At 64.8% G+C, this 18901-nt stretch carries 17 protein-coding genes, 2 tRNA genes and 1 pseudogene; 1 reads left to right on the plus strand and 19 read right to left on the minus strand.

Going from position 1 to position 18901, the window contains the following annotated elements; genetic code table 11:
- Window positions 1–135 precede the first annotated feature (135 nt).
- The 14 genes and pseudogenes from ACFDR6_RS11770 to ACFDR6_RS11835 all read right to left on the minus strand — a co-directional run bounded on the left by ACFDR6_RS11770 (window position 136) and on the right by ACFDR6_RS11835 (window position 15407).
- Window positions 136–1521 carry a TolC family outer membrane protein gene (locus ACFDR6_RS11770; protein WP_212087241.1) on the minus strand — a complete coding sequence of 462 codons (1386 nt, stop codon included), beginning with the start codon at window positions 1519–1521 and terminating at the stop codon, window positions 136–138.
- 204 nt (window positions 1522–1725) lie between these two features.
- Window positions 1726–2388 (minus strand): protein-L-isoaspartate O-methyltransferase family protein, encoded by a 663-nt coding sequence (locus ACFDR6_RS11775; protein ID WP_212085230.1) that lies wholly within the window; start codon window positions 2386–2388, stop codon window positions 1726–1728.
- Window positions 2389–2527: 139 nt separating this feature from the next.
- Window positions 2528–2701: a hypothetical protein gene (locus tag ACFDR6_RS11780; protein ID WP_018320416.1), complete on the minus strand. Its 174-nt coding sequence runs from the start codon at window positions 2699–2701 to the stop codon at window positions 2528–2530.
- 213 nt (window positions 2702–2914) lie between these two features.
- Window positions 2915–2989, minus strand: a tRNA-Asn gene (locus ACFDR6_RS11785).
- 134 nt (window positions 2990–3123) lie between these two features.
- Entirely contained in the window at window positions 3124–3492 is a 369-nt protein-coding gene (locus ACFDR6_RS11790) for a hypothetical protein (protein WP_317239512.1), read from the minus strand.
- A gap of 208 nt (window positions 3493–3700) precedes the next feature.
- Window positions 3701–5395, minus strand: a complete 1695-nt coding sequence (locus ACFDR6_RS11795) for a flotillin family protein (RefSeq protein ID WP_212085226.1) — start codon at window positions 5393–5395, stop codon at window positions 3701–3703.
- 20 nt (window positions 5396–5415) lie between these two features.
- Entirely contained in the window at window positions 5416–6078 is a 663-nt protein-coding gene (locus ACFDR6_RS11800) for an OB-fold-containig protein (protein ID WP_317239511.1), read from the minus strand.
- A 10-nt stretch (window positions 6079–6088) separates the two neighbouring features.
- Window positions 6089–7252, minus strand: coding sequence for a PspA/IM30 family protein (locus ACFDR6_RS11805; protein ID WP_212085222.1), 1164 nt, complete (start codon window positions 7250–7252; stop codon window positions 6089–6091).
- A 932-nt stretch (window positions 7253–8184) separates the two neighbouring features.
- Window positions 8185–8568 (minus strand): RidA family protein, encoded by a 384-nt coding sequence (locus ACFDR6_RS11810; RefSeq protein WP_247329119.1) that lies wholly within the window; start codon window positions 8566–8568, stop codon window positions 8185–8187.
- A gap of 13 nt (window positions 8569–8581) precedes the next feature.
- Window positions 8582–10912, minus strand: a complete 2331-nt coding sequence (locus ACFDR6_RS11815; RefSeq protein WP_375858566.1) for an acetamidase/formamidase family protein — start codon at window positions 10910–10912, stop codon at window positions 8582–8584.
- 134 nt (window positions 10913–11046) lie between these two features.
- Window positions 11047–12288 carry an acetamidase/formamidase family protein gene (locus tag ACFDR6_RS11820; RefSeq protein ID WP_375858353.1) on the minus strand — a complete coding sequence of 414 codons (1242 nt, stop codon included), beginning with the start codon at window positions 12286–12288 and terminating at the stop codon, window positions 11047–11049.
- Window positions 12289–12331: 43 nt separating this feature from the next.
- Window positions 12332–13954 carry an amino acid ABC transporter permease/ATP-binding protein gene (locus ACFDR6_RS11825; protein ID WP_375858354.1) on the minus strand — a complete coding sequence of 541 codons (1623 nt, stop codon included), beginning with the start codon at window positions 13952–13954 and terminating at the stop codon, window positions 12332–12334.
- A pseudogene (locus ACFDR6_RS11830) lies at window positions 13954–14873 on the minus strand (ABC transporter substrate-binding protein). The gene ACFDR6_RS11825 and the pseudogene ACFDR6_RS11830 overlap by 1 nt, the downstream one beginning before the upstream one ends.
- Before the next feature lie 273 nt (window positions 14874–15146).
- Window positions 15147–15407: a hypothetical protein gene (locus ACFDR6_RS11835; protein WP_212085205.1), complete on the minus strand. Its 261-nt coding sequence runs from the start codon at window positions 15405–15407 to the stop codon at window positions 15147–15149.
- A gap of 253 nt (window positions 15408–15660) precedes the next feature.
- Here ACFDR6_RS11835 and ACFDR6_RS11840 point away from each other — a divergent pair, with 253 nt between their 5' ends.
- The gene (locus ACFDR6_RS11840) at window positions 15661–15858 is read left to right on the plus strand and encodes a hypothetical protein (RefSeq protein ID WP_212085203.1); all 198 of its coding nucleotides are present in this window, start codon (window positions 15661–15663) and stop codon (window positions 15856–15858) included.
- A gap of 82 nt (window positions 15859–15940) precedes the next feature.
- On the opposite strand, the gene ACFDR6_RS11845 is transcribed toward ACFDR6_RS11840, so the two are convergent.
- The 5 genes from ACFDR6_RS11845 to ACFDR6_RS11865 all read right to left on the minus strand — a co-directional run bounded on the left by ACFDR6_RS11845 (window position 15941) and on the right by ACFDR6_RS11865 (window position 18865).
- Window positions 15941–16087 (minus strand): hypothetical protein, encoded by a 147-nt coding sequence (locus tag ACFDR6_RS11845; protein ID WP_375858356.1) that lies wholly within the window; start codon window positions 16085–16087, stop codon window positions 15941–15943.
- A gap of 201 nt (window positions 16088–16288) precedes the next feature.
- A tRNA-Cys gene (locus tag ACFDR6_RS11850) sits at window positions 16289–16362 on the minus strand.
- 98 nt (window positions 16363–16460) lie between these two features.
- Entirely contained in the window at window positions 16461–17213 is a 753-nt protein-coding gene (locus tag ACFDR6_RS11855) for an ABC transporter ATP-binding protein (protein WP_375858357.1), read from the minus strand.
- Window positions 17214–17220: 7 nt separating this feature from the next.
- A complete protein-coding gene (locus ACFDR6_RS11860; protein ID WP_249153265.1) occupies window positions 17221–17937 on the minus strand; it encodes an ABC transporter permease in 717 nt (238 codons plus the stop codon).
- 199 nt (window positions 17938–18136) lie between these two features.
- Window positions 18137–18865, minus strand: coding sequence for a tRNA-uridine aminocarboxypropyltransferase (locus ACFDR6_RS11865; RefSeq protein ID WP_375858359.1), 729 nt, complete (start codon window positions 18863–18865; stop codon window positions 18137–18139).
- Window positions 18866–18901: the final 36 nt, after the last annotated feature.

An 18901-nucleotide genomic window follows, 5' to 3' on the forward strand; every position in this document is an offset into this window, starting at 1 on the left:
TACGCATACGGCATCAACGCGGGGCGAATCGACCCGCATTGTCTCGGCAAGGCTATGTCAGGGATTTTGATGATTGCAAGCAAAGCACCGATCGGCCTCGGCTATTCGCGAGGCCGACCGGATGACTACGGGGAATCAGCGCCCGTCAGGCGTACGCACGCCGGCCCAGCTGTCGCGGACCTGATGGTAGTGAACGCTCGCATCATAAACCGTGGTCGAAAGGCCGAGGACCTGCGGCGTGAGACGGCCGACGGCGGCGAGGACGTTGTAGGATGCGACGACACGGTCGTGCTGCGCGGTCACCAGCGCCACGCGCGCGTTGACCAGCGCCTGCTGCGCGTTGAGCACGTCGAGCGTGGTACGCTGGCCGGCCTTGGCTTCTTCGCGCACGCCGTTCAGCGCGATCTCTGACGCCGTCACTTGCGCTTGGGCGGATTGCACCTGCGCCTTGCCGGCCTGCAACGAACCCCACCACTGGACGATGGTGGCGCGGGTCTGATCCCGCGTGTTTTCAAGGTTGAGACGTTGCTGCGCCAGGTTTTCCTTGGACTGGCGGATCAGCGAATATTCGCCGCCGCCCTGATAGATCGGCACCGAGATCTGCGCCACCGCGGACGCGGTGAATGCCCGATACTGGATCAAGGATTGCTCGTAGGCTTGGCTCGCGCTCGCCTGCAGGGTGACCGTCGGCAGCAGAGCGCCCTCGGCGACCTTGACCTGCAGGAAGTTGACGTCGATGCCGAACATGGCGGCCGTGACGTTGGGATGCTCGACAAGGCCGAGCTGGACCGCCGTGGCGAGCGTCGCGGGCAGGAAACGATCGACAGGCGAGCCGGGCGCCAAGTTCGTCGGCTCGTTGCCGATGATGCGGCGGAAGTTCGCACGGGTCGTATTGAGGTTCGATTCGGCAGTCAGAGCCTGCGTTCTGCCGGCCGCCAGCTGTGCTTCCGATTGCGCTACGTCGGTGCGCGTGACTTCGCCGACGTTGAAGCGGTCACGGGTCTGCTTGAGCGTCTGCTCGAGCACCCGCACGTTGCTGCGCTGGACTTCGAGCGTCGCCGCGTCGCGCAGATAATCCATATAGGTCGTGGCGGCCTGGAGCAGCACGCTTTGATCGAGACTGCGCAACGCCTCGCGAGCGCCGGAAACCTGACTCTCCGCGGCGCGCGTCCTGTTGGCGGTCTGGTTGCCGTTGTACAGCGTCTGGGAGGCAGTCAGTCCCACGCTTCGGGGAATGCCCGTGCCATTAACGGGATCGCTGGTAGAGGCACTCTTGAAGTCCGAGTACTGGTAACCGCCGCTCGCCGTCAGCGAGACCCTGGGGCGATAACCGGACAAGGCCTGCGGCACGTTTTCGTCAGTCGAGCGCACCTGGGCACGCTGTGCGTTGAGCTGCGGATTGTTCTGATAGGCGCGTACCAGCGCAGACTCGATCGTATCCGCCAAGGCAGGCGTCGGCCCGGCAAGTGCGAGCAACAGGACCGAAACCGCAGCTCCGGTGAAGAGCTTCACCCCATGCATCCCAAAAATTCCGTTCATTCTAACGCCCGGCTCGTGCCCGCGAGCTGAGTACCGTCTACGAGTGGAGTCGCTGCCCCGCCGCAACATAGGACGCGGTCAAGCGCGACGGAACCACCTGAGGGTAGTTCTCGGTGGAAACTCTTCACGTGCAGCATCCCGGCCACACTTCTGATTCAGAACGGGATTTTAGCTGGTTTTGGGCTGTCAGAAGACGAAGGCGGCCGCCCGCGCCAGGCCGGGAAGGACCGGAGCGGCAGCGTCGAACAGGGTTCGATGGCCGAATTCACCGTGGGTACGGGTCACGATCATGGCCCGAGGGGGCCGAGATTCGGCCGAAACCCCCACCAGACGCCCGCCCTCCTTGAGCTGCCCGAGCAGCGCCCCCGGCATCACCTCGGCAGCGCCATTGAGGATGATCACGTCATAGGGAGCGGCGGTAGGATCGCCTTCGGTGCAGGCTGCGGCCTTGCAGGTCACATTGGCGAGCCCGAGGGCTGCAAAGGCATCCTTGGCCTTCGCGGCCAGAGCCGAATCGCATTCCGTTGCGGTCACCTGCCGTGCCAGCCTGGCCGTCAGCGCGGCGAGATATCCCGTGGCGCAGCCGACCACCAGCACGTTGTCACCCTCGCCGATTTCGGCGGCCTGAAGCAGCTTGCCGGTCAGTTGCGGCTTGATCAGGAAGCGCTTGGCTGCGCCCTCGCTCACGTCGAGGTCGAGGTCGAGATAGGCCAACGCCTGCCGGCCGGCGGGCACGAAGGCCTCGCGCGGAACCGTGAGCATGGCATCGAGAACACGACGATCGGTGACGTCACTGGTGCGCACCTGGCCATCGACCATTTTGAGGCGCGCGGTCGAGAAACCGGACATTTGCGGACCCTGCAATGCGGCAATGCCGCGAACCAAAGTTGGCGGCATCTTTGGAACATGCCCGGCCAAAACGCAACACGGCCATTGGCCTTCGAGACCAAGGCTTCCGCATCTTACCGCAGCCCCGGGGCCGGAACGATTATTCGATTGCGACCGCAAGGCGCCCGATCAGAGCCGCGACCTCGTCCAGCCGCGCCGAGTCGGGTGTCTCGACCGCGCGCGCCAGGCAGGCGAGGCATTCGTCATCGCTGAGTTCGGGAATGTCGGCCGGCAGAATCGAGGGGGCCATGTGGTCGACCTGGATGTCTGGCATGGGAATCAGCTCCGTAAAAACCCGGCAGTTGCGAAGCTCGATTTCAATTGAGTCGATTTGGCGCCGCCCACATGGCGCGACGACGCCCATGCACACATCTGCTTGAATGCGATTCCAGTCGGGGATCGTGGGCGCGCTGCTCAGAAATCAGTCCAACGAGGTTGTGCGCCGCATGAGGGTGCGACCATATCTCATTGAATTTGCAGCAGGATTTGGCTCCCCGGGCTGGATTCGAACCAGCGACCATCCGATTAACAGTCGGATGCTCTACCGCTGAGCTACCGAGGAAAAGGCGAACCAGTCGTTCGCGCGCGGCTGCGTATAACAAAGCCGCTTGCGCTTGCAAAGGACGAATTCGTCATCGTCCGAACGTACTTGAGGAAGGACCGAACGGCCCATCCTCCGGACGATGTCAGCCGGCGCTATTCCGCGAGGAAGGAGGTGGTCTTGGTGCCGGGATCGTAGCGCAGCCGAAGCGCGGTCATCTTGCAGAGGTTGACGTTCTTCCAGAGCACCGCCTCGTCGTAGCTCTGCCAGTCGACGCGGATGTTCCAGACACAGCCCTCGTCGTCCTCGTCGAACTCGACATAGGTGCTGGCTTGGTTCTGGAGCACCTTCTCGAGCTCGTTGTCCCACTCGTCCAGGCCGTCATCCGGCGCGTTGAAGCCCAGGAATTTGATGGCATAGCCGGTCTCGTTGACGACGGTGACGTTGCGGGCGTCAGCCGCGAATGACGGCATGGCGGCGATAGAAAGACCGATCGCGATCAATCCAGACAGAAAATACTTCATGTGAAAATCCTCCGATCGAAACAGGCCTCGGCGCCTGGCGTCGATCGGCGCAGGCGCCGCGGCAGTCCTATGCGTTGCCTCCAGACACGCCCGGAGCGCGATCGAAAGGTTCAGGACACGACCGATCTGCACTCCGGGACGTTTGCGCGACGCGAGACGCGCCCAGCCTGTTTATCGTTTCGAATTCTCCGCAGCAATGAACGGGCATTCATAGGTCGGCGGCGTCTGTCTTTCCCGGCGCCCGCGCCGGTACGGCGGCGCCGTTGCTCTTCCCGGTCACGGCGCCGACCAGCGCCTGCACTGGATCGTCGCCGGGCGCAAAGCCGCTCTGGCGCAGGATCTCGTCGATCATCGGACGCAGCGCGTGCACCTTGAGCAGCTCGCCGGCGAGCCCTTCGCCGAAGCCGACATTGCCTCCGCCGGCCCCGTTGCCCCCGAATGCGCCGCCGGTGTGCAGGATACGGACGTCCTTGAGGTTGGCGATGGGCTTGACCATCTCGGCCAGCGCCGCCGGCATCGTCTCGATCCGCTTCTTGGCGATCTCGAAGTCGATGACGTTGCTGCCGAGCTTGTTCTGCGCCTCGTTTTTCATGGTGATGACGGCGGCCTCGGCCTCACCGATGTTGCGGACGCCCACGGCCTTGATCTTGTTGGATTCGGCTTCGGCGGTGGCCAGCGTCTTGACGGCCTCGGCGCGATCGAGCGAGGCCTTCTTCTCGGCCTCGGCCGCGACGATCAGCTCGGTCGATTTGCGCTCGGCCTCGGTCCGCGCGGCGAGCACCTGAGTGAGACGGGCGCGATCGGCGACCTCGACGGCCCGCGCGGTGACGACCTTTTCCTCCGCCGAGACTGCGAGCGCTTCGGCGGTCTTGGCTTCGGTGACGGCTTCCGAGGTCTCTTTGCTCTTGGCCGCGATCTGGATCTCGTTCTCCTGGGTAGCGATCTGGATCTCGCGCTGCGCGTCGGTCTTGCGCTTGTTGATCGCCAGATCCGACTCGATCACCGCGGTTTCCTTGACCTGCTTGGCGCCCGCCTCCTTCTCGGCAACGGCACGGTCGGTGTCGATCCGGGCATTTTCCTCGGTGAGGCGCGCCGTCTGCGTCGCGGTCGCGACCTCGGCCCGGGTGCTCGCGGTCTTGTTGGCGATGTCGCGCTCCTGGGAGAGCTCGGCTTCCTTCTTGGTCCGCTCGATGCCGAGGGTCTGCTGGCGCGCCTCGAGGTCCTTTTGCGCTATCGCCACCTCGTTGTCGCGCACGATGGCATTGCGGTCGCGCCGCCGGGTCTCGGTGACCGTCTTGAGTTGGGTGAGACCTTCGGCGTCGAAGAAGTTTTCCGGGTTGAAGAACTTGACGTCGGTCTGGTCGAGCTTCGTGAGCGACACGGATTCGAGCTCGAGGCCGTTGGATTTGACGTCGGACTCGACTGTCGCCTGCACGTGCTTGACGAAGTCCGAGCGCTTCTCCTGGAGTTCGAGGATGCTCATGGTCGCCGCCACCGAGCGCAGGCCGTCGACGAATTTCGCCTCGACCTGGTTGCGCAGGGCTTCGGCATCGTTGGTCAGCGCACCCAGCGTCTGGCTCGCAAGCGCGATACTCTCATCGTCGGGGCGGACGCGCACATAGAATTCGGCAACGATGTCGACGCGCAGGCGGTCCTTGGTGATCAGGGATTCCCGCTCCTTGCGTTCCACGGTGAGCCGCAGCGTCTTCAGATTGACGCTGGCATAGGAGTGGAAGATCGGCAGGATCATGGCTCCGCCGTCGAGCACGACCCTTTTGCCGCCGAGTCCGGTGCGCACGAAGGCTTCGTCACGCGTGGCGCGCTTGTAGAGGATGGTGAAGACGATCCCGAGGACGACGATCAGCGCGACGCCGATCATGGCCGGGACTGCGATGTCGAACATGACTTTCTCCAATGAATGATCTAGCTGCTGCTTAGAGGTGGCTTGGACGGCTTGAGTTCATCGTCGGCCTTCACCGCCACGAAGCGGGTGCCGTCGCGATCGACCAGGAGAACCAAGGTTCCCTGCGGCAACGGTGATGATGAAGGTGCTGCGACCGCCGAGACGAAGTGACGGTTGCCGTGGATGTCGGCGACGCTGACGCGTCCGGGCGGACCCTGGTCCAGCGGGCCGATGACGACCTCACCGATGCGGCCGACGAGATCCCCCAAGCCGACGGCGTAGGTCTCGTCCTTGGGAATGACCCGCGCGATGACCCTGCTGGCGGCACGGACCAGCGGAACCGAGACCACGACGGCCCCGACGGAGGCGAGCGTCGCCGGCAAGGGGCCGGCCACCATCCGCGCGATGTCCTGGATCAGGAAGCCGGTAATGGAGAAGGCGCCGAGCAGCAGCAGCAGGAAGATCAAGAGCGGCACGCCGCCGGCATTGATCCAGGAGATGGCGCTGATCACGCCATTGTCGCTGGGGTGAGCGAAATCGATGTTGGTGCCGAGCATTTCGCTCAGCGAAGCTCCGACCAGCATCGAGATTGCCTCGATCGAGCCGACAATGACGATCATGGCCGCTGCGATCGCGAACGGCCTGACCTCCGGGGACATGACGTGTTCGAGCAGAGCGCTCATGACACGGCACTCAGGAGCCCGACTTCAACCGGGCCAGCCTCGCTGCAATTTCCCTGTCGCGATGCAACGTGCTGAGCTCGTCGATGTCGCTCGAATACGGGATGCCCGGCGGCACACCGGTGGCCCGCGCCACCGCCCTGCCCGCCCGCAACGCCTTCGCCGCCGCAGCGCTGCCGCCCGGTTTCCGGGGCGACGTCGAAGCCTGCTGGCTTGCGACCGCCTCGCTCTTTTCGAGGTCGGCGCGGCGCTGCTCGGCGTCCTGGAGGGCCGATAGCACGGCACGGAGGGACGTGACGGACTGCTCGATCTTCTCGTTGTTCTCGTCGATCGCCCGCGAGAGCACCTCGAATTGCGCCTCCAGGTCCATCTGCCGTGCAATCCCGGCGCGGGCGAGATCGTCGCGGCCATCAGCGATCGCGCCCTCGATCTTGGCGGCAAGATCGGTCATCGCGCGCTCGATCTCGCTGCGACGCGCGTTGAGACGGTATTCCTCGGCCCGCGCGGCCGCGAGCGCATCGCGCGCCTCGCTCTCGGCGCGCTCGATCTCGCGGATGGCCTGTCCGACCACCTTCAGCTTGTTCTTGCCTTCCGCCTGCTCGATCGCGTCATAGGCGATTCCGGCGATCAGGCGCCCGACCCGGGACAGGAAATTCTCGGGAGCGGCAGCGATGCTATCCATGGCGTTCTCCTCCTCTGGCAGACTGTTCGGCGTGACGCCGTAGTGAACTTCGAAACCGTCATCGGTGCGGATCAGGCGCGCCGGCACGCTATGCCCCCAGCCTTCGGCGTAGCCCGCATAGTCGAACGGCACGCTGAAGCGCCCTTGCACGGTCGCAATCGAAATGGTGGCCGGCCCCTTGATCTTGGCGAGCTTGTCGTCGAGCGGCAGACGGCGGCCCTGCGCCGCGCGATATTCGGTGCGGTCACGCAGACCCAGCGTCACCAGGCGCGACGGCAGCGCGGTCTGTTTGCGGATCTGGTCATAGGCGTGGGCGTGCAGGAGCACGACGTTGGAACCGACATTGTGGCTCCGCGCCACCTCATCGAGAATCTCCATCATGCGGTCATAGGCCCTGAACGTCGCCTCCAGCGCGGCCTTGGCGGCCGGATCGGGGGCAAGCCTGTAACGCAGCGCGGCCGGCGCGTTTCGGGGGGATTGGCTCATGATAAGCACTAAAGCACCATTTTGGTGCTTTAGAAAGGACGGATGCGATCACGTTCCGCTGATCCTTATGCACTCTATCGATTGGTCGTCGTGGCCCGGGCGCGCGTTCAAGCCGGCCTATCACCGGTCGATCAAGACTTCTTGCACGCGTCGGTTGCAATTTGATATAATGCGGTAGCATTCGGCAACGACACCCGTCTGCTCGCAGTCCCGGACAAGCTGCCATGCCAAAGGCTTTGCAGCGGATCACTTCGTGCTGTAGCGGGGCACGAGAACATAGGTCCGCGTCCTCGCGGCGCATCTCGCCCGAGTTTTGCTTCATCTCATCACCCTCTTTGTCAGAGGGCGCAGGGAAGACCGGATGCCGGCTGGCACCCGCGGTCCACTGTGCGAAGCGCGTGCTGAACAAGGTGCACAGCGGCATACAGGTGAAGCCAAACAACCGGCCTTCCCTGCGCAGTGGTTTGACGGCTTATGCCGAGCTCTCCCCGGGGAGCGATGCACTATTGCCCCCGTCGCCTTGCAGATGGCTGACGCGCGCACCCGGTCGGGCCGCCACATCACCGCAAGACTTGACGCACAGACCCCGGGCGTCAGGACGACACGGTTTTGCCGTACGCTGATTGCACCGGTCGTGTGCGCGCGGGCCGTCGCTCACGGTTGCCCGCCCTGCGATGCCTCTCGCGCCGATGCTGCCAGCGTCCACCACGGCTCACCCCGCGTTTCGTGACGATCGCGATACGCCCCTCTGACTGGGGTGAGGTGGCGAGACATTGCGACAAATCAGAAATTCTGTAAAGGCGAATATTTTCGCGCTCGTGCATTGCCCCAGGGATAGGGTGTTTTGCCTGCCGGGCAACGCAAGGGCTTGTAGGTGCGTGGGTGGATTGCAGCCATCGCCTGCCGCGCGCAGTTGCAGGTCTAGTCCACTCCAAGGACTCTCACGGCCGCCGGCACACGAGGTCGATCTCTATCAGCGCGTCATAGGCCAGCCCGGTGACGCCGACACAGGTGCGAGCCGGCAGCCGACCGGGCGCGAAGTACATGCGATAGGTCTCGTTCATCGCTGCATAATCGTCCTTGAAGCGCGTCAGATAAATCCGCGTCATGACGACATGCTCGAGACCGAGATCGAGGCCGGCCAAAACCAACTTCAAATTCTCCATTACCGCTCGGGTCTGCGCGACGATGCCGTCGGGCAAGACCCCCGGCGCTTGCGGCGTATCCGGCATCTGGCCGGTGACGAAGACGAAGCCGTCGGTTTCCACCGCGTGGCTGAAGGGTGCGACCGGCTTCGGTCCGCCGCTGATCATGTGGAATTTCACCTGGGTGTCCTTGTCAAGGTTCGTTCTGAAACAGGCGCTTGCTGATGATGGCATGTACGCCCCAATTGCCGTCGACCACCTGCGTGACGCCGAAATCGACGGCCGCCGACATCAGCGCGATCGCCTCGTCTTCGCTGAGGCCTTTGACGTTCATCAGGAAGCGCCGCATCTTGCGAAAAGCGTCTTTCATGGCGAGGTCGAGCGAGGACTTGGCGTAGACCTCGCTCTGCCCCTGCGCGCCGAATTCCGCGAGGTAGTTGGGATGGCTGAATCCGGTCAGCACCCAGTCGGTCTCGGTCTCGATCAGGGGATAAGAGAGATCGGCGAAGGGACGGCCGGCGAGATCGGCCTTCTTGTGCAGGATCACCTCGAAGGTACCGGTCATCGAGCATTCGATCGCAGTGCCGCTCAATTCGCCGTCGCCCTGTGCGGCGTGAGGATCCCCGACCGACAGCAACGCGCCGGGAACGGAGACCGGAAGATAGACGGCCGCCCCCTTTCCGAGCCGCCAATTGTCCAGATTGCCGCCGAAATAGGATGGCGGCACGGAATCGACGAAATCGACCTCGCGCGGCGCCACTGCGATCACGCCGAAATGCGGACGCAGGGGAATCTTGACGCCGTCGAGCACGGCATGGCGGCGCTTCATCGTGGCGGGTGCGACGGGAACGCCGGGATAGTCGTAGGTGGTGTGCACGACGCCGAAGGGATCGGTCTGCGGCTCCCAGCGGTAGGAATAGAGCGCGCGGGCGTGCGGCAGCTCGGCGTCATCGAAGATCTCATAGATGGTGACGACTTCGCGCGGCTTGGGACCGCCGAGAAACTCGTTGTAGTGATAGCCCCACCACGCCGCGACCGAGGAGCCGAATACACGGCCCGCATGGCTCGGATTGCGGCTCGCGCGCGGCACGATGTCGAGGATGCGCACCTCCAGGACGTCGCCGGGCCGGGCGTCCTTCACCGCGACGGGCCCGGTGCAGATGTGCACGCCAAATCCCTCGCCGGCACCGCGGCCGAACACGCTCGCATCCATGGGCCCTGCGCCGCGGCGGTCGACGTTCTTCTTGTGCCGCGTCCAGCCGAACACGCTTTCTGCGGCGGCATCGCCGGCGATCATCAACGCAGGATCGTCGGAGGCGTGCTGCGTCAGCGTCTCGATGGTGATGATGTCGCCCGAGGCGATCTCGATCTGCGGCGGCAGCGAGCGGCTGAAATAACCCCAATGAACGCGGCTGGCTTCGACCGGGAGATGGTGATGCTTACGCCCCGCGGGCGTCCGCTCCTCGGCGCCGGGACAGGCGACACTGGTGCGCGCCTCCACGCTCTGATGCGCCCGCGGTTGCGCCAGTGCCTCTTGCGGCCAGCCGCGCTGACCGGCGACCCCGTGCTGTGCAGTCGCTCGTTCCGCCTCCTGCTGGCGAAACTCGCGCGGCGGCAGACCGAAGCGATGGCGGAAGACGCGGCTGAAATGCGCGGAGTCGCCAAAGCCATAGGCGTACGCGATCTCCGAGATCGAGCGATGCGCCTCGGTCGGATTGGACAGGTCGGCCCAGGCGCGCTGAAGACGCCGCTCGCGAACGTAGTGGGTGAAATTGTCGCCGACGGTTTCGAACAGCTTCTGCAAGTAACGTTCGGAAATGCCCTCGGCTTGCGCGACACGCGCAGGCACCAGGTCGGGATCGTCGAGGCGGCGCTCGATGGTCTGGCAAATCCGGTGCAGCAGCGCAGTCTGCGTCGCACTGGATCCAGCATCGGAACTCGACGCCACCAGCTGATGCGCGAGCGTCAGGAGAAGATCGGCAAGCGACTGCGCGAGCGAACTCCATTCGGCATCGCTCAACGTGTCGAGCGTGCGCGCGGTCGCGTCCAGCAAGCGCGCGAACACGTCGGCGAAGCCGCCGGGTGGAACGACGCGCGGCTCGCCGAGCCGTGGCTTGCCCGAGAGGCGTCCGCGCAGCGCCTCCGACGTCAGCGACAGCACGATGGCGCGCATGTCGCGCTGAAACACGATGCTCCAGTCCCCGCTGCGCGGCAGGAGCACGAGATGACCGACAGGAACGATGCGGTGTCCACCGGCGCTCTTCAGCACCATGCCGTCCTCAACCGGCATCAGCGCGATCGGAAGGTCTTCATTCGCCTGCGGGAGGGGACCAACGCTCTGCGCGCCCGCGGCCATGCGCGTCAGCGCGACACCTGCGACGTGACGATGACAGGCGGTCGCGTGCCCGTCGAAGAAGGAATGCCCGCCTGCCGGCTGCAGGCCGACCGCCGCCAGCACGTCCCGCCAGGCTTCGGGGCGGTCGTCTTGCGCGTAGGACTCGCTCGTGAACGGGCGAAAGCTCATCGGATCGACCCAGATTGCGGTCGATCGAAGCAACCTCTGTGCCAAACGCACGCCGTCGTCCGTCGCCGCGACGGGCCGCAAACGATCTCTGCCTGTCACCCGCTCATCCTGAAAACAGACCGCGTCTCAATGCATTACTCGCACCGGAAGACGTTCTTGCGGATCGTGCCGTGGACACCCCAATTGGCGTCGACAACCTGAGTCACGCCGAAATCCGCGCCGACCGACATCAGCGAGATCGCCTCGTCCTCGCTGAGGCCGTGCACGGTCATCAGAAACCGGCGGAGTTTCCTGAACGCGTCGCGCATCGCACGGTCGAGACTGGAGTGGTTGGCAATCTCGGTTTGCGCATCGGTGCCGAGCGCGGCGAGATAGTTCGGATAGGTGAAGCCGTAGAACGACCAGGCGTGGTCGGTCTCCAGCATGGGATGGTCGAGGCCTTCGAGGCTGGTGCCGGCAAGGTCGGCCTTCTTGTGCAGGATAAACTCGAAATCGCCGGTGAGCGAGGTCTCGATCGCGGTGCCGCCGAGCTCGCTGTCGCCCTGGGCGGCATGGGGATCGCCGACCGAGAAATAGGCGCCGGGGACGGCGACCGGATAGAACATCCGCGCGCCCTTGCCGATGCGCCAATCGTCGATGTTGCCGCCGGTGTAGCTCGGCGGAATCGAGCTGACGAAATCGGCCTCAGACGGCGCGAGGCCCATCGTACCGAAATGCAGCCGCGCCGGCACCTTCACGCTGGAGAGGATGTTCTCGCGCTTCCTGATGGTGGCGTGGTCCACGCGCACCCCGGGATAGTCGATGGTCGGATGCACGATGCCGTCTGGGTCGGTCTGCGGCGTCCAGACGTAATTGTAGACGGCCTTTGCTTGGGGCTCGCCGGAGGTGTCGAGCTCGAAGATGGTGACGACCTCGCGCGGCTTCGGCTCCTCGATCAGGTCGTGATAGTGAAAGCCCCAGTTCGCCGCGACATTGGAGCCGAAGCAGCGGCCGGCGTGGCAGGCGCTGCAGCTCGGCCGTGGCCGGACGTCGAGAATGCGCACTTCCAGGATGTCGCCGGGCTCGGCGCCTTCGATCGCCACCGGTCCGGTGAGCAGGTGCACGCCGATCCCTTCGCCTGCGCCGCGGACGAAGGGACCCTCGACCGGGCCGGAGCCGCGGCGCGCCACGGCCTTGTGCTCACGAGTCCACTGGAACACGCTTTCGGCGCCGGGGTCCCCCTGGATCATGCGCTCGTAATCGTCATTTGCGTGATGGGTCAGGGTCTCGATGGTGGCGCGATCCCCGGAGCGCAGCGTCAGGGCCGGCGCGACGATCTTGGAGAAATAGCCCCAGTGAACGGTTTTCGGCGAAACCGGCAGGGTGACATGCTTCATGAGCTGGCCTCTTCGGGAGTCTTGAACATTGTGGAGGCGCCGCTCATCGCACCGCCTCCGAAGTCTTGTCGGCCTCCATCACACTGAGGAATCGCGCCGTCAGCGGATTGCGGGGGTTGGAGAGCACCTCGTGCGCGGGCCCCTCCTCGATGATCGTCCCACCACTCAGGAAAGCGACGCGGTCGGCCACTTCGTCGGCAAAGCGGATCTGGTGTGTCGAGATGATCATGGTGAGGCCGTCGTCGATGGCGAGACGCCGGATCACCTCCAGCACCTCGTTGACCAATTCGGGATCGAGCGCGGAGGTCGGCTCGTCCAGCAGCAGCACACTCGGATTGGGTGCGAGCGCGCGGGCGATGGCAACACGCTGCTGCTGACCGCCGGACAGATGCCGCGGTAGCGCATCAGCGCGATGCGAGAGACCAACGCGATCGAGCAGCTCGGCGGCACGGCGATCGGCGTCGACCCTGGTCATGCCGTGGACCCAACGCAGGGGACCGGCGATGTTCTCCTTGGCCGAGAGATGGGCGAACAGATTGAACTGCTGGAACACCATGCCGACGCCGACACTGGCGCGCTCATTGGCGAGGTCGCGGGGCGATAGCGGCTTGCCGTTCTCGCCAAAGCCGAGGCGTCGTCCGCCGACGCGGACGGTGCCGGACTCCCAGCTTTCGAGATGGTTGATGCAGCGGAGCAGCGTACTCTTGCCGGAGCCGCTGGGACCGAGCAGCGCGACCACCTCGCCGACGCGCACGGTGAGGTCGAGACCGTCCAGCACCTTTTGTGAGCCGTAGCTCTTGCCGAGATCCCTGGTCTCGACCGCGATGTTGTTGCGCGCGATCGTGGCGGCGCGGCGGGCGCGCTCCTCGCGCGTCAGGGCGAGCGCCGGCGTATCCACAAGCTCGGCCTTCGCCGGCTCAGGCGCATCGGCTGTCGCTTCCGCAAGTTCGCGCTTGGTACCGAGATCGACGCGGCGCCAGGGCAGATAATCCGCCAGCTTGCGCTGGCGACCCTTGGCACGGTCGAGATCGAGCAGCCATTCGACGAAGAGCTGGATCACGCTGATGGCAAAGGTCAGCACCAGGTACAACAGGCCCGAAGCGAAGAAGATCGAAAAGAAGTCGAAGGTCGAGGACGCCAGCTGCGTCGAACGCAAGGTCAGCTCCTGCACCGCGACCACGGAGGCGAGTGAGGAATTCTTCAGCGCGCTGACGGCCTCGTTGCCGAAGGCCGGAATCATGGTGCGGATCGCCTGCGGCGCGATCACCCGCCACATCAGGATCCGCGGCGTCATGCCGAGTGCTTGCCCTGCAGTGACCTGCCCGCGGTCGACGCCGAGGACGCCGGCGCGCAGCATCTCGGCGATGAACGGCGCTTCGTTGCAGGCCAGCGCGAGGCCGGCGGCCAGCACCGCCGGCAGCTTGATGCCGATATGCGGCAGCGCGTCGTAGGCGAACACCATCTGAAGGATCAGCGGCGTGCCGCGGAAGATCACGGTGTAGGCCCTGGCGATTGCCGAGAGTAGCCAGAAGCGGGAGAGCTGCATCCCGGCGAGGATCAATCCGAGGATCAATCCGCCGCCGAGCCCGAGGGCGGTCACCTCGAGGGTGAGCTCGATGCCCTCGAGCAGATACGGCATGCTCAAATAGTGGAGGAACAGCGACATCAGTCGGCCGTGAGAATTCCGGGCTCCATGAAGTTGTTCACATCGAGCCCATGCTTCTTCAGAAGCTCCATGTGCGTGCCGGCCTTCTGGACTTCGATCAGCGCGGCGAGCACGGCATCGCGGAATTTCGGCTTGCCCTTGGCACGGCGATGCCGACCGAATACGGGATCGTCACCGCGACCGCCTTCTCGAGCTTGTCCGGATAGGCTTTTACCGCGCTGTCGACGGTATTGACGTCGTTGATGTAGGTGTCGGCACGGCCGGCAAGGATCGCCTGGATGCAATTGGCGTTGTTGTCGTAGAGCTGGATGGTCGGCTCGGGCTTGCCGGCCTTCTTGCACTCCGGGATCAACGCCTGGATCAAGGGCACCTCGACATAGCCGGTGTTTTCGGCGGCGGCGGCACCGCACAGCGACAAGTTGATGCCGTTGATGCCCTTGGGGTTGCCCTTGGCGACGAGCACGCCGTCGAACACTTTCGAATAGGTGATGAAGTCGGCCGCCTTGGCGCGCTCCTTGGTGGCATAGATGTCGGAGATGACGATGTCGGCCTGGCCGGCCGCGAGCGTGGTCAGCAGCGCTGCGAACGTCACCGCCTTGTACGTCAGCTTGAAGCCGAGGCATTCGCCGATGGCCTCACCGAGATCGATATCGAAGCCGATGTACTTACTGGGATTCTTGGGATCGATGGTCTCATAACCCGGCGTGTGAGGGTTGATGGCGTTGACGAGCGTCTTGCCCTTCCAGTCCGGGTATTTCTCCTGCAGCGCGGTGCAGGCGGCGGGTGCTGCGGCCTGCGCACTCAGCGGTGCGGCGACGACAAGACCGAACGCGATGGCGGCACCGAGCACAAACTTGCGCCGCGGCAATGGTGCGCGCGCCGATCCCCGCCGCGCCCGGGGCCAAACCGATTTGTCCATCTCGCCAGTTCCTCCGAAATGCCATGGCGCCTGCCATGGCCCAATGATCGGGAGGAAGCGTGCGGGAGCGCGCCACGAAAAGCTTGTCCGCGGGCGTACAAAAAATTGGATGGACTGCGCCCGGCATTTGGGCAAACGGCTGCACAAAAACTATTCGCCGCGGCACAGGTCGGCCCCTCCACAGCCTGTCCGCAGCATATCCACAGAGCCGATATCGGGGAATCGCAAGCCGGCCGGGCGACTTGCTGCGCACAAATCCACAAGCTGCTGCGTTCAGCCGCCGGCCTGATCGAACACGCTGCGGCAGGCCTCGCTCAGGCTCGAGCGGTTGCGCCGCAAGCACGATGTGATGGCGCGGACGTTGGGGATTTCGCCGGCGCAGAGCCGGTAGACGTCCGGCGTGCAGGCCCGGCGCTGTTGGGCCGTCCCCTGCGCGTGCGCGGCGGAGGCGAACAGGGTCAGGAACAGGCCGACCGTCGAGGCGCGCCGCGCCCGGCTCTTTACACCCGCGAACCGCAAGAACCTCGCCTTCATGACCAGTCTCCTGTCTGCCCCGCTCCGGCCTGCATCGGTCGGTGTGCGAATGGGTAGGAGAAATAAAGCGCCCAGGATGTGATCTCTTTCACACGGCCGGCACAGCGGAGGAACCTAGGGTCCTCAAGGGACTTTTAGAATTCGCTAACCATTCCGAACCCGATCGCAGGATCGCTAAAATGCGAACGATCGGGTCAATCGGGTAACAAGCCGGCTTTGCGACATTGCGCCGTCCGCGTTCTGCGAGGGGGCGATGAGAAGCGAAGCCGAATTCAACTTGCTGCTGGAAGCCGTCCGGGACGCCATGGTCATTGAAGATTTCGCTGCCGCGCGGGAGGAGGAATTCGTGTCCCGCTCGTGGAGTTTTGACGCAACGCCCAATGCGGCCAATGACAATGACGGCGCCTGGCCCCTCCTGCCGTTTCCCGACGGCTGGTACGCGGCCTGCTGAGGCCGCCTTCTCCATGAACCGAAGCGCCCGCCTCGCGGGCGTTTTGCTTAAGGGCAGCGCCCGGAAACCCGGCGCCGCAACGTCAGGACTTGACGCGATCCTCGCCATCCTGCGTCGCCCGCTCGGATGCGGCCGATGGAAAAATGCTGTCATAGATCGCGCGGGCCTCGCGGATGAGGCGAGCCCGCTCAAGCTCGGTTTTGGGGATAAATCGGACGATATCGCCCACGGGGTGCTCCAGCGCTCGTTGATGAAAGTCGCATCACTTCGCAGATGCGAACTCTATGCCAGCGGGCGTGAATCGGGGGTTTCCAGCACGTCCCGGGCAATCCCGGTGATCGAGCCGCCCTCTCCTCGGCGGACAGCCGCGCACAGCGTCGGCGGAACCCGCGCCGAGATCGAATTTTGCTGAAAAATCAGAGATTTGGAATGGAGGCCACGACCAGAATTGAACTGGTGTACACGGTTTTGCAGACCGTTGCGTAACCACTCCGCCACGTGGCCCCGTAAGGGCGGAGCAATATAGGGGATGCAGGGTTTAGGCAACCGCCTTCGTCCCACTTTCCCGACGCGTTTCAGCGGCTTGATGCCGAATTGAAGCGCTAGGCCTTGGCTGCGCCGAGGTAGCGGCCGAGAATCTCCTCGGTCGTGCCGTCCGCCGTGATCCGCCCCTGCTCCAGCAGGATCGCCCGGTTGCAGGTGCTCTTGATCATGTCGACGTCGTGCGAGGCGAGCACCAGGATGCCGGCGCGGGCGACGATCTCATCTAACCGCTGCCGCGCCTTCTTGCGGAATTGCTGGTCGCCGACGCCGATCCATTCGTCGAGCAGCACGATCTCGCCCTCGACCGCGGTTGCGACCGCGAAGATCAGGCGCAGCATCATGCCGCTCGAATAGGTGCGCAGCGGCAGATCGAGCCGGTCGCCGAGTTCGGTGAACTCGGCGATCTCGGCGCGCCGCGCATCGATCTCGGCCCGCCGCGCGCCGATCACGAGCCCGCGCCGCATGATGTTCTCGTAGCCGGTGGCTTCCTCGTCGAAGCCGGCCGACAGATCGAACAGCGACAGGCGGCGGCCGAGCACGTCGATGCTCCCCGCCGTCGGATGGTAGATGCCGGCGAGAACCCGCAGCAGCGTGGTCTTGCCGGCGCCATTGGCGCCGATGATGGCGAGGCGGTCGCCAGCGCGGATGTCGAGGTTGACCCCGCTCAGCGCCGTGATGAGGTGCGAGACCGCCGCCTTCCGCCGCAGCGTCACGGCGTTGACGAACCGGCTGCGCAGCGAGCGGTCCCGAAACGACAGCACCGGAAACGTGACCGAGACGTCGCGAAGCACGATGTGGGCCGTGGTGGTCATGCGCGCATCACAGCCAATACGCCACGCGATTGCGGTATTTTGCGTAACAGCCGAGGCCGATGGCGGCCACGGCGATCGCATAGACTGCCCCGAGCAGCCATTGCCCCGCATCGGTCGGCTGCGACAACAGCGGTCGGCGCACGAGATCTAGCAGCGTCGCAAACGGATTGACCCAGGTCAGCCAGTGAAAGTTGGTGCCCCGCGCGCTTTCCTCGGTCCAGATGATCGGCGTGAGAAAGAAGATGAACTGCAGGCCGCTGACGATCGCCGAACCGATGTCGCGAAAACGCGCGCAGAGCATGCCGAGCGCGACCGCCCCGCCGAGCAGCACGAGAAACAGGATCGCAAAGCCGGGCACCGCGAGCAGCATGTTCCAGTGCAGCGGCCAGGGCATCACGACATAGAGCAGCACGACGATCACCAGATGATGCGCGAAGATGAGGACGTTGCGCGCGATCATCTGGAGGACATGAACGATCAGAGGCGCCGGCACCGCCTTGATGAGATGACCTGATACCACGAAGATGTTGGAGCCCTCCTGGAGCGTCGTGGCGATCAGCGTCCAGACGATGAGGCCGATCGCGAAGGACGGCAGGAAGGCAGCGATGTCCTGCTTGAATAGCGCCGCATAGACCGTGCCGACGCTTGCGATCGTCGCAGCGAGAGTCAGCGTGATCCAGAGCGGGCCGATCACGGTCCGCCGGTAGCGCAGCGAAATGTCCATCAGCGCCAGCGTGCCCCAGCGATCGGGCCGCGCTGCCTGTGTCAGGATTTCCTTCGCCGCGAGCTGAATTCGACTGCCCCTTCGGTTGCCGCTCTCCGATGCCGCAACAGGAAAGCGGATCGCGACCCGTTTCGACGGATGGCCTCAAAATGCCCGCGCTTCGCGGGGCAATCAACCGTACAGATCAAGCGGGGCGAAGTCAGGCTCGTTTGCGCCGCCGGAAGTCGCGCCGGCCCTTCGGGGCGGGTTTGGGCGCCAGTTCCGGCATCTCGGCCTGGACCTCGCGGTAGCGTGCCAACAGCCGTTCAAAACTCGCATGCAGCGTGTCGGCGATGTCGGGACGCCGCTCGAGGCCGGCGAGTATCGTCGCCGCGGCCTCGATGGTCGAGAGCCCGTCGCTGCGCGGCTCGCGGCGCAGGCGCCCATAGCGAGAGGGGTGCGCCGGGTTGAGGATCACGCGCTGGCACTTCAGCATCCAGGGATTGCGCCACCACAGCGCCTTGGCCTGGCTCCATGTGCCGTCGAGCAGCACCACGCCTTCGAGCTTGCCGAGGATCGCGCGTTGGTTGTCCGCAACCTGGCCCTTGCGGTTGAGCGCGACGATCTCCCCCTCGGCTTCGAGATCGGCGGCGCGTGCCGAGCCGAGATAGAGCACGGCCCAGTGTGAGGCATTCTCGATCGGCCGCCCCAACGCCTTGGACAGGCTCGGCCAGGACAGGCCGACCCGCACCGTGGCATCGGGGAAATGCCTGGCGAGCAGGCGCGCGGTGCCGAGCGCCCTGTCCTGCTCCTGCGGATGCTGGAGGATCAGGAGCGACAGCCGATTTTCAATCGGCGTGACGCTGTCGCAGATGCACAGCGGCATCGGCTTCTGGCAATGCGGGCACTCGGGGATCGGATCGGCGGCGGTATCTGGTGGGTTCGACATGGGCGCCGCTATACGCTTGATGCGGCGCTTCAACAA

The organism is Bradyrhizobium tunisiense (assembly GCF_042263385.1).
GTDB lineage: Bacteria > Pseudomonadota > Alphaproteobacteria > Rhizobiales > Xanthobacteraceae > Bradyrhizobium > Bradyrhizobium tunisiense.

Excerpts from the sequence above, each read along its gene's own strand:
- ACFDR6_RS11770 (WP_212087241.1), bottom strand. The coding sequence starts at position 1,521 with ATGCATGGGGTGAAGCTCTTCACCGGAGCTGCGGTTTCGGTCCTGTTG.
- ACFDR6_RS11775 (WP_212085230.1), bottom strand. The coding sequence starts at position 2,388 with ATGTCCGGTTTCTCGACCGCGCGCCTCAAAATGGTCGATGGCCAGGTG.
- ACFDR6_RS11780 (WP_018320416.1), bottom strand. The coding sequence starts at position 2,701 with ATGCCAGACATCCAGGTCGACCACATGGCCCCCTCGATTCTGCCGGCC.
- ACFDR6_RS11790 (WP_317239512.1), bottom strand. The coding sequence starts at position 3,492 with ATGAAGTATTTTCTGTCTGGATTGATCGCGATCGGTCTTTCTATCGCC.
- ACFDR6_RS11795 (WP_212085226.1), bottom strand. The coding sequence starts at position 5,395 with ATGTTCGACATCGCAGTCCCGGCCATGATCGGCGTCGCGCTGATCGTC.
- ACFDR6_RS11800 (WP_317239511.1), bottom strand. The coding sequence starts at position 6,078 with ATGAGCGCTCTGCTCGAACACGTCATGTCCCCGGAGGTCAGGCCGTTC.
- ACFDR6_RS11815 (WP_375858566.1), bottom strand. The coding sequence starts at position 10,912 with ATGAGCTTTCGCCCGTTCACGAGCGAGTCCTACGCGCAAGACGACCGC.
- ACFDR6_RS11820 (WP_375858353.1), bottom strand. The coding sequence starts at position 12,288 with ATGAAGCATGTCACCCTGCCGGTTTCGCCGAAAACCGTTCACTGGGGC.
- ACFDR6_RS11825 (WP_375858354.1), bottom strand. The coding sequence starts at position 13,954 with ATGTCGCTGTTCCTCCACTATTTGAGCATGCCGTATCTGCTCGAGGGC.
- ACFDR6_RS11835 (WP_212085205.1), bottom strand. The coding sequence starts at position 15,407 with ATGAAGGCGAGGTTCTTGCGGTTCGCGGGTGTAAAGAGCCGGGCGCGG.
- ACFDR6_RS11840 (WP_212085203.1), top strand. The coding sequence starts at position 15,661 with ATGAGAAGCGAAGCCGAATTCAACTTGCTGCTGGAAGCCGTCCGGGAC.
- ACFDR6_RS11855 (WP_375858357.1), bottom strand. The coding sequence starts at position 17,213 with ATGACCACCACGGCCCACATCGTGCTTCGCGACGTCTCGGTCACGTTT.
- ACFDR6_RS11860 (WP_249153265.1), bottom strand. The coding sequence starts at position 17,937 with ATGGACATTTCGCTGCGCTACCGGCGGACCGTGATCGGCCCGCTCTGG.
- ACFDR6_RS11865 (WP_375858359.1), bottom strand. The coding sequence starts at position 18,865 with ATGTCGAACCCACCAGATACCGCCGCCGATCCGATCCCCGAGTGCCCG.